The sequence below is a fragment of the Aulosira sp. FACHB-615 genome, from assembly GCF_014698045.1.
GTDB lineage: Bacteria > Cyanobacteriota > Cyanobacteriia > Cyanobacteriales > Nostocaceae > Nostoc_B.
In genome coordinates this window covers 40,346-53,484 of record NZ_JACJSE010000017.1, presented here as the reverse complement: position 1 = coordinate 53,484, position 13,139 = coordinate 40,346, and the positions used below count along the sequence as shown (strand labels likewise).

The 13,139-nt window shown below is 39.6% G+C and carries 15 protein-coding genes and 1 tRNA gene; 6 read left to right on the top strand and 10 right to left on the bottom strand.

The window, feature by feature from the left end:
• Positions 1 to 4: 4 nt before the first annotated feature.
• From H6G77_RS23020 to H6G77_RS23005, 4 genes are all read right to left on the bottom strand, one after another.
• The gene (locus tag H6G77_RS23020; RefSeq protein WP_190872824.1) at positions 5 to 802 is read right to left on the bottom strand and encodes a DUF6816 family protein; all 798 of its coding nucleotides are present in this window, start codon (positions 800 to 802) and stop codon (positions 5 to 7) included.
• Between the two features lie 248 nt (positions 803 to 1,050).
• Complete coding sequence (locus tag H6G77_RS23015; protein WP_190591546.1) at positions 1,051 to 1,485, bottom strand: bacterioferritin; 435 nt, start codon at positions 1,483 to 1,485, stop codon at positions 1,051 to 1,053.
• Between the two features lie 152 nt (positions 1,486 to 1,637).
• Positions 1,638 to 2,678, bottom strand: coding sequence for a helix-hairpin-helix domain-containing protein (locus H6G77_RS23010; RefSeq protein ID WP_190872823.1), 1,041 nt, complete (start codon positions 2,676 to 2,678; stop codon positions 1,638 to 1,640).
• 191 nt (positions 2,679 to 2,869) lie between these two features.
• A complete protein-coding gene (locus tag H6G77_RS23005; protein ID WP_190591544.1) occupies positions 2,870 to 3,895 on the bottom strand; it encodes a multicopper oxidase domain-containing protein in 1,026 nt (341 codons plus the stop codon).
• A 334-nt stretch (positions 3,896 to 4,229) separates the two neighbouring features.
• On the opposite strand from H6G77_RS23005, the gene H6G77_RS23000 reads away from it, so the two are divergent.
• Positions 4,230 to 4,523 (top strand): DUF2288 domain-containing protein, encoded by a 294-nt coding sequence (locus H6G77_RS23000; RefSeq protein WP_190591543.1) that lies wholly within the window; start codon positions 4,230 to 4,232, stop codon positions 4,521 to 4,523.
• 56 nt (positions 4,524 to 4,579) lie between these two features.
• Here H6G77_RS23000 and H6G77_RS22995 read toward each other — a convergent pair whose 3' ends face one another.
• From H6G77_RS22995 to H6G77_RS22985, 3 genes are all read right to left on the bottom strand, one after another.
• Positions 4,580 to 5,134: a YdcF family protein gene (locus tag H6G77_RS22995; RefSeq protein WP_190591562.1), complete on the bottom strand. Its 555-nt coding sequence runs from the start codon at positions 5,132 to 5,134 to the stop codon at positions 4,580 to 4,582.
• Between the two features lie 278 nt (positions 5,135 to 5,412).
• Positions 5,413 to 5,486, bottom strand: a tRNA-Arg gene (locus tag H6G77_RS22990).
• A gap of 32 nt (positions 5,487 to 5,518) precedes the next feature.
• Positions 5,519 to 6,604, bottom strand: a complete 1,086-nt coding sequence (locus H6G77_RS22985) for a tocopherol cyclase family protein (RefSeq protein WP_190872822.1) — start codon at positions 6,602 to 6,604, stop codon at positions 5,519 to 5,521.
• Between the two features lie 376 nt (positions 6,605 to 6,980).
• On the opposite strand from H6G77_RS22985, the gene H6G77_RS22980 reads away from it, so the two are divergent.
• Positions 6,981 to 7,652, top strand: coding sequence for a hypothetical protein (locus tag H6G77_RS22980; protein ID WP_190676717.1), 672 nt, complete (start codon positions 6,981 to 6,983; stop codon positions 7,650 to 7,652).
• 309 nt (positions 7,653 to 7,961) lie between these two features.
• Positions 7,962 to 8,402 (top strand): hypothetical protein, encoded by a 441-nt coding sequence (locus H6G77_RS22975; protein WP_190591540.1) that lies wholly within the window; start codon positions 7,962 to 7,964, stop codon positions 8,400 to 8,402.
• Between the two features lie 109 nt (positions 8,403 to 8,511).
• Here H6G77_RS22975 and H6G77_RS22970 read toward each other — a convergent pair whose 3' ends face one another.
• The gene (locus H6G77_RS22970; protein WP_190591539.1) at positions 8,512 to 8,931 is read right to left on the bottom strand and encodes a nuclear transport factor 2 family protein; all 420 of its coding nucleotides are present in this window, start codon (positions 8,929 to 8,931) and stop codon (positions 8,512 to 8,514) included.
• A 176-nt stretch (positions 8,932 to 9,107) separates the two neighbouring features.
• Positions 9,108 to 9,629, bottom strand: coding sequence for an orange carotenoid protein N-terminal domain-containing protein (locus tag H6G77_RS22965; RefSeq protein WP_190591538.1), 522 nt, complete (start codon positions 9,627 to 9,629; stop codon positions 9,108 to 9,110).
• Positions 9,630 to 9,848: 219 nt separating this feature from the next.
• Here H6G77_RS22965 and queG point away from each other — a divergent pair, with 219 nt between their 5' ends.
• Positions 9,849 to 10,820 (top strand): tRNA epoxyqueuosine(34) reductase QueG, encoded by a 972-nt coding sequence (gene queG, locus H6G77_RS22960; RefSeq protein ID WP_190591537.1) that lies wholly within the window; start codon positions 9,849 to 9,851, stop codon positions 10,818 to 10,820.
• Positions 10,795 to 11,433, top strand: coding sequence for an HAD-IA family hydrolase (locus H6G77_RS22955; protein WP_190591536.1), 639 nt, complete (start codon positions 10,795 to 10,797; stop codon positions 11,431 to 11,433). Before queG ends, H6G77_RS22955 begins: the two co-directional genes overlap by 26 nt.
• A 178-nt stretch (positions 11,434 to 11,611) precedes the next feature.
• Here H6G77_RS22955 and H6G77_RS22950 read toward each other — a convergent pair whose 3' ends face one another.
• Entirely contained in the window at positions 11,612 to 11,986 is a 375-nt protein-coding gene (locus H6G77_RS22950; protein ID WP_190591535.1) for a hypothetical protein, read from the bottom strand.
• A 216-nt stretch (positions 11,987 to 12,202) separates the two neighbouring features.
• Between H6G77_RS22950 and H6G77_RS22945 the strand changes: the two genes are divergently transcribed.
• On the top strand, positions 12,203 to 12,733 hold the full coding sequence (locus tag H6G77_RS22945; RefSeq protein ID WP_190591534.1) for an orange carotenoid protein N-terminal domain-containing protein: 531 nt from the start codon (positions 12,203 to 12,205) through the stop codon (positions 12,731 to 12,733).
• Positions 12,734 to 13,139 lie beyond the last annotated feature (406 nt).

Here is a 13,139-nt window from a genome sequence, read left to right as displayed (position 1 = left end):
CAAATCATTCTTCTGGGTGATAATTATCTTCTACAGGAAAAAATTCTAAGCGATAGCGATAAAGCGCAACTGGTTGAGAAACCGCCCGAAAATAATCTGGATCTTGGGGAGAAAGATAAACAGCAGTAACTTGATCTGCCTCAATAGTAGGATTAGTTGTCGCTAATTTATGGTAAGCAGTTGTAGATTCTACAGAATTAAAATAAGGGCGAGAACTGCCTTTAAATAGTTGTTGAAAAACTTCTGCTGTGATGTATTTATACTCGGAAATACTTTCTATAGCCCGTGCTGTGACAATCGAGACTAATTGCCGTTCTCCACGTAACAATGTAATTTGGCGATTAGGCGAATCTGGATCAACCTTCACAGATAATACTGCCTCTTTACCTAAATAAGCCTTAGCCAAATTCAAACTATTAAAGGCTCTATCTGCTACTAAAACTGGTGGTAAATTATTGATTTGTGGAATAAATTTTATACCAGTTTCTATTGATGGTTTTGTTTTAATAAATCTGACAATAAAACTTACAGGCTGATTCAGTTGTTTACGGTTACTTTCAAAGCCAGGAGTAACAATATCTGGTGCTAATGGCGCTGCTAAATCTGCTAATGTACTTGTCACTTTCCAAGTACCAGCCATCCATTCAGGATAAGCTAAATCATCAGAAGCTGGCTGTACAGAAGTTAATTTTTTCCACTGAGGAAAGTTTTCTAAATGTTCAGATAATTCACCAGCTATTGCATTTCCACTCCAGCCCAGCAGAAATAAAACAATTAAGCAAAAACTACAAATTGCCTTCATTGTAATTTGGACGACTTGTGTGTACACCGTAGCCTTAAAAAGGGGGAATTTACTTCAAGTTTCCCCTTTTTAAGGGAGCCACTGGGTTGGACAGGTTCCCCGAATCCCTCAGTGGCTTGGATTTAGGGGGAATCTAAAATGTTTTGCAACTAACGAGATAGTTTTTAAAACATCTTCTAAAGTCAATAGTCTAAAGTCAAGAGTTGAAAGTTGATAATTTTTTACCATTGACTATTGAGTATTAACTATTAGCTAAAATCTCGCAGCATTTTTTTCAATTCGAGATTATGCAGTTCTTCTTGTCCAATCATGCCACGGGCAAATTCTTCTAAATAGACACTAGCATTGCTGACAGTATCTAAGAGAGTTTTGTACAATTCTAATGCTTTCTTTTCATGAGATAAGCTTTCTGCCAAAATGTCTCTGACGGAATGCTTATAAGTTTCTTCCATTGGGGCAATTCTCAGGGTGGGATGTCCATCTAAACCTGTGAGAATTTCCCCGACTTGTTGAGCATGAAGTAAAGATTCACTGGCTTGGGCTTTGAAAAAAGCCACAATGGGAATACGATTCGGGCCAGTCACCATCAAGGAATAATGTGTGTAGCGTACTACTCCTGCTAACTCAAATTCCATTATGGTGTTGAGGAGTTCTATAGTCTTAGTTTGGTCGAGTTCTTGCATCAGTTGTTAAGTTCAGCAATATATAAATGGAGCCTGATGAGTCATTAATTAGGAATGAAGCACAGGAAACTTTTACGTTTCATCTCTAATTATTTGCTCATAGCTCACTTATTTTAAACGTTTGACTCTCTACTTTTTTGTTAGTTTAGAGTCTATCGCTGTGCTTTTGTACTTGATTTATCAATGATTTTTTGAGAATTCTGCTCAATGGTTTTGATTAACTGAGTCACTTCTACGGGGGTTTTGACTGGTTTGGCGGGAGGAACGGCGCTAGGCCAAACTTTTACCAAGTCACTGAAACTAGCTTCTATGGCTTTATTTGCATCGGGGCTACTTTGCGCTACTTGGCTAGAAATACTTTTATATAAGTCATCGGCATAAACCACAAAACCACGAGAGTCTTGATATTCAATGGCTGCGGCTATTTTACCATCTGCGATCGCTGCCCCATATTCAGAGTTAGCTGCATCCAACAAGCCATTAATTACCTGAAGCACAAATCCTGGCTTTGTGCGTTGCGCTTCTGGTAGAACTGCGATCGCACCATCTACAGATTCTACAGAAGCAGTAAAATCAGTTTTAACTTTGGCATTCTTGGGATTTGATTTGACTAAATCTTGCAAACTCACCAAAGTTGTCTTGAATTCTTTCACTTTGCGTTCATTCAACTGATCTTCGACATCCACATAAATTTCCTCAACTGGGTGTCCAATATGAGGTTCGGCTTGTTTTGGCAGGTTTTTGTCTAACAATTCTTGGGCTACTAACAGGTGTCCTTTCATTAAGCCTAACTTTGTCATATAATCGACATCTTTGGTTTCACCTGTTAACACAACTTCCTGAACTGTTACTTGGTCTTTAATTTGGTCGAACTGTTCTTGGGTAATTACTTTTTTAGTCACTAAATCTTCGGGACTAGCATAAGGACGACTAGCTTGAATTTTGTTGGATAAAGCCGGTACACCTAATTTTGCTTCAAATTTATCTAATTCTGACAATATCGCTGTATTAATATTAATTTTTGCTTTGCCGCCATGACCGCTATGAGTTGTCGCTTCTGTGACTTGGGCTGTTGAGGGTGAAGTGGTTGCTGGCGCAGAGGGATTTTCTGCGGTTGGGGTGTTGTTACAAGCACTCAGGCTGACAATTGCAGCAGTAGCAATAGTTAAACAAAAGTATTTAAATTTTTTCATGTTTTTAACAGCTTGTATGACTTAGTGTCGTAGATTTAGCTATGCTCATTTTCTAGCTAATGCCATACTTTAGCAACTAGTGATTAAAATTTTGTATGTATTTTAATGTTTTTTTCAATATATTTGAGATATAAAGCTACTAACATTACTGTTTGTTGTTGATTTGACGTAAATTTACTCGTTGAATTTAGTTAAGAAGTTTTGCGAGGAGGTTGCGAAGATTTATCAGCAATTACTTCAAATTGACCCATGCAACCATTTTCTGCGATCGCATCTTGATGAGGATGGAACATATACTTACCTGGATAGCGGAAAGCAAATTCTAAAATGTGTCGTTCTGCAACACCCATCGTAATCACATCCGTCTTCTCACTGGGAGTCATCGTCATTCCACTGCGGTACACATCAAAGAAGTTGGCGTGTAAGTGAAAAGTCACCGCCGGATCATATTCAATGATGTTAAGAACATACAAACGAATCAATTGATTTTGATAAATTGGGATGGGATTATCCATGAAGTGATGTGGTAATCCGTTAAAAGCATAATATTCATTGTGGCTGTCGTCATTGACATCATATCCAGCCATGACTAACACCATCTCATCAGCCGGGGGGCGCGGTGTGGGAGGATCAATAATAAACATCCCATATAAACCCTTGGCAATATGACGAGTCACTGGTGCAATATGGCAGTGGTATAAGTGAACCCCATAAGGTTCTGCGTCAAATTCATAAATTGCTGCACTACCATTGCTGACTGGACGAATACCGTCCATCTCTGCGGGATGAACACCATGAAAATGTAGAGAGTGAGAATGTCCCGCCTTATTGAGAAATAGTATCCGCACACGTTCGCCTTGCTTCGCCCGTAACGTCGGCCCTGGAATACGACCATTTAAATCCCAAACATTATAGGAAACAGCACTATTAAGCTGAATGACAGAAGTCCCCGCAGTTAACTGAAATTCTCTGACAGTCCGTCCGTTCTCCTGCTTCACTACGCCATAATCGAAATTTCGTAGCATTTGCATAGGATTTGTAGTTTGGCTTGTTGCTGCTATTGCCAACGGTGGGACTTTGACTATCGACTTGCTTTGTGCATTCAGAGTATGCCAAAGTGCCGCAGTACCAGCAACCCCAGCACCGCATATTCCCAGTTTCAGCAGTTGACGACGGCTGAATAGTTGCTCTTTACCCAGAAGCAAGTTGTTGGGCATCACCTTAAAATCACAAAAATGGCACAAAAAAAGTTGCAAAATATTTGCAACTAATTTCTTCAATAGTATAAGAATTAAGAATAACTGTCAATAATTGACGATTATAGATTGACATCTATCTGTAGTTATAAATCTCAGTTAGAGGTATGAATTTTGTCTGTGCGAAGCTGTAGATAATTACCCTAAATGATTTACCAACATCTATCTCCCTTGTCTACCTTGTCTACCTTGTCTCTCTGATTAATATCTAAAATAGGATGCCTATATATCCCCCAGACTCTAGCTCCTAACCTCTCATGTAAAATCGAATGTATATCAAGATGAACGTGCAATCATGTCAGATTTAAGAGCAGAGTTAACAGAAGGTTTAGATGAGGCGGAATGGGATTGGTTAATTCCCCATGTGCAGCGCGATGCAGTGATTTTGGTAGCACAAGGGCTAAGTTTGTTAGATGTAGGAGAAGCGATCGCAAATGATAACACCCAATCTGTACAACAGTGGATTGATGAGCAACTAATTACCAAACCTTCCGTAGACCAAGTGGGAATATGGAATGGCGATCGTCAAAAACGCTTTAATACTCTAATAGTACAGCCCTTTGTGCTAGTACAAGAAATGGCTGCATAGGCAACTAACAAAGTAAAAAGTAAAAAGTAAAAAATAGATTTTTGCTCTTTTACTTTTTATCTTCTACTCTCAATTCTGGATTTACCACCCTTGCTAGGATCATTTGCACCAGTATAACCAGTTGCTACCCACATTAACGCTCTAGCTCCATCACGGATAGATTTTTCTATCGGTTCCGGTGGCGATTTTGAAGGAACAGAAACTGGCTGAAAGTCAATTCCTCGGCTACCTAAGATGATCTCACCAATAACCGAAGCACGACGCATGTGGAAATCAGAAGTAATCAAATAAACTCTTTTTATCCCCTTGGCTTTCAAATCATCTACTAAGCTGGTAAAATTAGTAACTGTATCTACCGCTTCATAATCCAAGTGTAATCTCTTGGGATCAACACCAGCCTTGACAAATACACTGCGAGTTGTTCTAGGGGGACTTCCACCCGTAATCCAGATGGGTAACTTCGGATGCTTACGTACAAACTCCGCAGTAAATTTCTCTCTTTCTAATTTTTTGGTTGAACCACCCAATACCAATACTGCTTGAGGTGGCTGGGTTTGTTTTTGAACTTCTTTGTAACCGAACCAAAATAATATCGGTAAGGTAAGAACCATAAACCGAAAAGATTTACCTGTAAACAAAAAATTGTTCTTCAAGGCTCTATGATTTCGTGTGACTAAGACGTAGATTCTCTGAATAAGCTAAAAGTATAAGTTAGACTAGCAGATTTTTAGCAAATCTACCCTGTTTTGTCTAGGGAATTTGCTGTTTATGCCTACCGAACTGGACATAAAACCAATCAGCAGGTATTTAAGAGTTAAATTCACACAAATTCGGAAGATTCCGTAAAAACTGCTGACCAAATTTGTTGAACTTTACTTTGATACAACGACGGGACTGGTGCGTCTCGAACGCACGGCCTAGCGCTTAGGAGGCGCTCGCTCTATCCAACTGAGCTACAGCCCCAACTACGAAGCATAAATATAATAGCAGTAGTTTCAGCTAGAGTGCCACGAACTGTCCCAAGAACCACCACCTATTTCTAAACCACACAGAGAACTCTGTGATTTTAGGATAATTTGAGATTGTTTGTCACTAATTTTTCGCAACTCCAAATTCAGATTTCCTTGCATAGTATCTCGACAACAGTGCATTAAGCCATTTGTTGTCGGCGCACGTAGGGGTGTACCTGGTAGATGCGTAGTTCCTGTCAACTCAACCTCGTAGTTTAAATTTCTAGCGTGCATTTGCCATCTACCCCAAGGTTGAATTTTCCATTGCACTTGGGAGTTCCAAGGGACAAATTCATAAAATTTGCCTTGATAATGCACTCCAATCATGGCGACAGATTCCATCCACCACAATACACCGCGTCTACCACCACCTGCGGTTAATGCTAAGTCAGGTTCGCCATCAAAGCAATTACAGTTGAGCCAAAACCATTTTTGCGGAAACGCCCCGCCCCAGTTTTTCTCACCATAGGCTGGCGCGTTGGTAAATTCATAAATTTTGCCGTTCCAGTCTATCCAACCACTAGCTAAACCGTGCGCCATTAAAATTTGCCAGCCCGGTTCAAAAATCTGTGAAAATGACAGCCAGCCAGCAGTTGATTGCTGAAGACTATTGTGATTTCCCCAACCATATATCGGCTGAATTTCGTACAACCAGCGACAATAAAAACCCGTTGCAGGATCACGAATGATTCCCTGATTGATCTTAGCTGTGGCTTGGTAACCTTCTTGAATATGTTGTGCAAATTCTGTGGGTAAAAGGTATATGGGTTGAGTGTTGAGGTTGGTTTTTCCCCAATGTCCTAAAGCTAAGACATCTCGACTAGCCCAAAATTTTTCTACATCGGGAAAAGTCCGGCATAAATACTCATCGTTTGGGCCGAGGACTTGGGCTGCACCACCACTATAAGCTTTACCACCAGTGGGATCTTCAATGGAGTACATGAAAGCAAAGGTTTGTCCGCAGTCTGGCAAGGTTACACGATAATACCAGCCTTCAAAAAAACGGCGATCGCTACCATCCCAATGATAGCCACTATGGGGTGTCTGAGATTTGCTGGGACAGGAAAACATCTATTTAATGTATGTGCTAGTTGACTATTTTTTAGTATGAGCGATCGCCTGTCAGCAAGCTTGACCATTTTGAAGTAACAGGTAATGAGTAATGGGTATTAAGTAGTGAGTAATAAGTAAGTTTTTGACTCATTACTCATTACTTCTTTCAATCAGTTGCCGTATCCACCCCAGACTCATTCTTTTGGCAGATGATTAACTCCCGACTCTAGATAGAACCGTCGATGTAATTGCAGAATGTATGCTGAATATCATTAAAAGCCAAGTAAAAAAAAGAACTAAACTTTTGGAAGTTCTTTGTAAATTATTATGGCAATTGCTTTTTTAGCAAAGGTTTAGCTTTGTCAACCAATATTTTAGGAGTGTAATTAATATTATGACAAATTCAGGCGATCGTGAAACTTATAACAGCGAAACTAAACAACAATCTTACACCGATAATTATGGTAACACTCACACCAACGTGACCCGCACCAGTGAAAGTGTTAACAACAATGTGAGTTCTTACAGTAATGGTTACGCCAATGGTCGAGAAATTGAGCGTAATTACCAACAAGCTAATTTAGCCGCTCGTGACAATGAAAATGCCTCTCGTGGTTTGCTATTAGGAATTTTGCTCACATCTTTAGCTGGCTTAATTGTTGGTGCATTTTGGTACTTTAATCAACCCAGAGAAACAGTAATTAACGAAACTCAACCAGTCGTAACCCCTTCACCTAACAGTGGGCTTCCATCTCCCCAACCACAACAAACCACAATTATTGAAAGAACCAGAGAAGTACCTATTGTAGTTCCTCAACAGCAAGTGCCACCAGTCAATATACCTGCTCAACCAGACATTAATATCACCGTTCCATCTCAACAGCCGTCCAATTCAGAAACACAAACTACCCCTCGCCAAGATAGTACTAACAACTCGGCCGATGGGAGTCAAACGAATACATCTAAAACTGTCATACCTCAAAGCTCAGATCAACCCAACGGCTCATCAAATACCAATTCTTCTACTACTGATAATATTGGTAGCGACAAGAATCAGTCTAGATAATTATCCCCTCCTTACGGTGTACACGGAAACTCTCTCTGGGCAAACTTGTGTGTACACCGTAGCTCACAAACTAGGAGTAGGGAGTAGGAAAGAGCGTACTGATTTTTTTCAGAAATCAAATATGAGTTCCATAGGCGGTAGGGAGATATTAAGAAAAGTTAAGCAAAATGCTAACTTTTACTAAATTTATTTGATTTATAGGGGCTACTTATCAAATACTGTAAAAAATAGAGTTACCAAATTAATTATTTGGTAACAATCAGCGTGAAAAATTACCCCTGAATTACAATTAAAGTCGTGATTCCGCCTATGGAAGCTTTATTTTGTTTGTCTCCCCGTTACCGTCTTGATGATGAGTTTCCTTGGTTAGAAGGGATTGATCCCAGCCGCCAATATTGGATTGCAGTCAACGGAGACAAAAGTTTAACCATAGCTATTCCTGGGTTAGTGGTTGATTCCATCAGCGATTTTAAACAGGCTATCCGCCAATTTCGTGCTTTACAACCAGGAGAGAAAATGACTTTGGTCAGAATGGCTGAAGCTTGTAAGATTTACTGTGTTAGCCTGAATTGCTATGCGATCGAAATGGAAGTTAATAATGTTCCTGTTTGGCACTTGTTTGATCAAGAAACTTTAGATAGCCTGCTTATGACAGCGCATCCTGATTGGATATGCGCTCCAGCAGATGTTGAATTGGGTAGAAAATTGTTAATGCGCTCTTTGCAGTTAGCAGTGGCTACTAAGAGTTAGGGTCTAATGGCTAGGGATTAGAGGTTAGTATTTTTGACGCTGCACTGATAAGTTTTGAAATAAGAACTAAATCAGAAAAACTTGTTTTCTAGCCACTAGCCTCTAAACTCTAACCCCTATTTTGTGGCTGTAACGCTAATAATTCTTGGGGAGAAGCTAAGAGTTTGATTTTGGTATAAGTAATTTGCCGTTGTTGGTTCAAGATAAATAGCCAGATAACATTTACACCACACCAAGAGGTTTGAGCTTTACCTGTTACTTGAACTTGGATGTGGTTATTTTCTATATTTTCAATAATTCCTTCACGGGGATAGGCTTGAAGTCCTTGGGCTTCTTGTTGTAAATAAGCTGCGATCGCATCTTTCCCCACAATACCAGACTCAAAAGGCGGATACATCACACCATCTTCAGAAAACAGTGCGGCTGTTTGTTGAAATTGACCCGCATTGAGACTGGCAAAATAATCTAAGATGCAAGGTTCTGTAATTCCTGCAATTTGAATTGCACTTATAGATTCAGCAGTTTTCATAAAATTAGTAGTATTAAGCTAACTAAAAATTAATTTGAATATAAAAGTAAAAATAAAAAAAGCTGCTTTTGAAGTAGATTGTTAACTTGCACTATTCCTCAAGAAAGAATTTGTTCCCAGATAAAAATCTGGGAACAGTGTTTGGCAAATCATTGAGGTTGGGAGGATATCACAGATTAGTCAGCTAAAGGGTCAACACCCATTTCAGTAACTACTTTGCGAAGAACAGTAATTTGTTGACCAAAATCTAATTCTTTGATTGCTTCTAATACTTGTCCACCATCACGAGAAAGCTTGTAGTCGCTTGGTACTGGTACAACAAAACCCTTGACCATTAACTCTGACAATTCATACCAAAAAGCTAACTTGGTGTTATTGCTCAAAATACCATAAGAGCGAGTGAGGGCAGTATTTTTCTTGGCAACCAAGTCACGCATAAAGTTTAGTTGCTCTGTGTGGGAAATCTGCTTGATTTGATTCAGTAGACCTTCAGCTAACTGTAAACGAGCTGCACCTGTAGCTGCTGGTGTAATAGAACGTCCCATTTCTGTGTAAGCATACCACAGCACTGCTAGTTGGTCATCCACACTTAGGTTTTGAAATACGGTAATGGTGGAAGTCACGGCATCAACAGCCTGGATGCTGTAGTTAACAGCATTGGAGAAGCGGGTTGAAGCTGAATCAGAAGTGAATGTCATGATGGCACCACAGTTGATTAGTTAAGTGTGCTGAGAATCTAGTCAGAGGTTTGCAGTATTTTTTGTGGCTTTGCCTCTGACATTTCCATGTTGCATCATTTATTTACAAACCGCAAATAAAATTTACAAATAGGTGGGCTGGCAAATTTTCTATGGCAGATTTGACAGTAGAGTGTATAATTAAACAACCAAAATTTGAGCAGAGTTTAGCTCAAACACATGAATCAAAATTCTGTAACTAGCCAAGCAGTCAAAGAAAAAGCTGTAGAATTAGGCTTCCACAAAGTGGGAATTGCTGCTGTAGAAGGGGTAGATCATACAGAAGTTCAAAGACTGCAAGCATGGATAGCACTGGGTTATCACGCTGATATGGAGTGGATGGATAATCCCAAGCGGCAAGATATTCGTTTAGTGATGTCAGAAGCGCGATCGCTTGTGTGTGTGGCACTGAATTATTACACTCCACATCAACGCCCCGAAGGTGAAGAATACGCCAAAATATCTCGCTACGGTTGGGGACGAGACTATCACAAAGTAATGCACAAGAAACTCAAGCAGCTAAATAGCTGGTTAGAATCTCTGGGTGAAGGTGTAAAAGCCAGGTACTATGCAGATACTGGCCCTGTGCAGGATAAAGTCTGGGCGCAAAAAGCAGGAATTGGCTGGATTGCTAAAAATGGGAATGTGATTACCAGAGAGTATGGCTCTTGGGTATTTTTGGGGGAAATTGTGACCAACTTAGAACTAGAATGCGATCGCCCCCATACACAACATTGCGGTAGCTGTACTCGTTGTTTAACAGCTTGTCCCACTGGTGCAATTACGCAACCATTTGTAGTAGATGCTAATCGCTGTATTGCGTATCATACAATAGAAAATCGGGGGGAAAAATTACCAGAGGCGATCGCACCACACTTGCAAGGCTGGGTTGCAGGTTGTGATATTTGCCAAGATGTTTGTCCTTGGAATCAGCGATTTGCCCAGACAACCGACGTGGCAGATTTTCAACCTTATCCTGGGAATATCGCGCCCAAGCTGATAGAATTAGCAAAAATCTCAGATGAGGAGTGGGATCAACAATTTCCGGCATCAGCGTTGCGGCGGATTAAGCCAGAAATGTTAAGACGGAATGCCCGTGCTAATCTTGACGCATCTAGGCAAAATAATGACTCAGAAAGTAATCGTTTTTGATTTTGATGGCACAATTGCAGATACAGTAGATGCTCTTGTTGGTATTGCCAATCGTTTAGCGACAGAATTTGGTTATAAACAAATCACTCCTGAACAACTCGCTCATTTGAGAAATTTAACTTCTAGAGAAATTATTAAATACTCAGGCGTATCTCTCCTAAAGATTCCGTTTCTCCTCAGAAAAGTTAAATCAGAACTCAAGAATAAAATTCACGAATTTCAGCCAATTCCTGGAATTAAAGAAGCACTCACAGAACTGAAAGATCATGGTTATCAGTTAGGAATTATCACATCTAACTCTAAAGAAAATGTTACAGCTTTTCTGAATAACCACGAATTAGATAACCTATTTGATTTCATTTATTCTGGAGTCACAATTTTTGGCAAAACAACCATCATCAATAATTTATTAAAGCAAAAACAACTCTCAACTCAAGCTGTAATTTACGTTGGTGATGAAACTAGAGATATCGAAGCATCCAAAAAAGCCAATATTAAGGTAGTGGCTGTCACTTGGGGGTTTAACTCTCCAGAAGTCTTATTAAAGCAAAAACCTGACTTTTTAATCAATCATCCTAGCGAACTGCTAGATGTTATTCAAAATTGTTGTTAATTTTCCTGTGTGATCTAGCAGATGTCTAAGTATAAACCTATTAATCCCAATGCTTCCAGCAATCAATACTTTCCTCATCTATGAGGCTAAGGCTATGAAATTAAAAATGAAGTATGAAAGATAAAGTAGAACAATTCATACTTCACACTTCATACTTCATACTTCATACCTTAGATGGCTATTTTTTAGGTTGACCTTTTTCTATAGCTTGTTTGACTAAATCATCACTAACATTAGATACGCCTTCATTATCAGAACGCCCAACTTCTTTAGCTAATTCTAAATAATCATCGGGGTTCCCTGTAGGCTGTGCTTCAGTGGTTCTATCTTCAGCTTCGGGAATTTCTAATTTAGGTGCAGTTGCAGCTTGGGCGGCGGCTTCTCCTTCGGGAGTGCGATCTATTTCACTGATGCTAAACTGCTGTGCGGCTGCGTAATCAGCATCAAAATCGACTTTTTGTAATTTTTCCTCGCCACTAGCCATATTTTCGGCTGTTAATTGTGCATCATGGGTAGTAGCTTCATTAGGATTGGGTTTTATTGTATCAGCCATAATTTAACACCTTGTGTAATTTGATTAAATTCTGGGGCGATTGTATCAAGGTAAATTTATGAATTACTGCCACCTAGAGAGAGATTATTACCTCTATTACAAGACAGAGATAAGTTTTAATCCTCTATTAAAATAAGTCTTTCTCTGGGAGGGAGATTGTAATTACAAAACCTTGTTAACTCTTAGTTTGATATGTTAATTTCCTGGTGATAAATCATGACTGCAAATTACGAAAATAACGCTACTCAAGCATTAAGCAACGCAACCCAAAGTGTGGTAAAAGCTTTTAATAAGTTAGATACTGATGCTAAATTAGCATGGTTTTATCTGGTTTATGAAAACATGGGTGACTCTATTACTCCTGCGGCTCCGGCTGCTGCTGAACCAGAATTAGCACCGCTTTTATTAAATGATTATTTACAACTTTCTGAGGAAGCACAATTAAATGTAATGCGGGATATAGTTAACCGCAAAGACACCGAATATTCCCGCGCCTATGGTGCATTAAAAGAAAATAATCAATTATTAGTTTGGTATGTTTGGGCAGTAGCAATGGGTGATACAGTAGTTGATTTTCCTGATGATTACGAAACTGGTAATGCAATTAATGATTTGCTGTCTCAAATTGAAGGATTAGATTTTGAAGCACAAATGTCAGTTTTTAGAACCATAGCGGGTGAAATGGGCTACAGTGATGTCCAACCCATTGAAACACAAGCAGAAACTGGTAAAACTTCCAGTCTGTAAAGAGGCTAGGGGCTAGGGGCTAGTAGTCCACCAACCCAATATTGCTGTGTAGACCCTGTAAGGGAGCAGGGGAGCAGGGGGGAATGAAGGTACTCTCTACCCTGCCCCTCTGCCAGCCACCACACAAAGTTCTCTTGGCAGACTACTAGAGGCTAGATAAAAAGAACAATGCGAAATAATGTATGTAGAGGGGAGGCTAGGATCTGGGGACTAGAGGTTAGATAAAAAGCCTGTAGTGGCGTAACTTCAATATCTCAAAATTAATACCTTTCCTAGCCTCTAACCTCTAGCCTCTAACCTCTAGTACAGGTCGGCGTAAATAAACAGACCATAAAAAATTGCTAAAAGGCTTGTGGTATCGTTATTCTTTCTTTTTCCTTTTGCCTTTTTACTTTTGCCTTGTTGT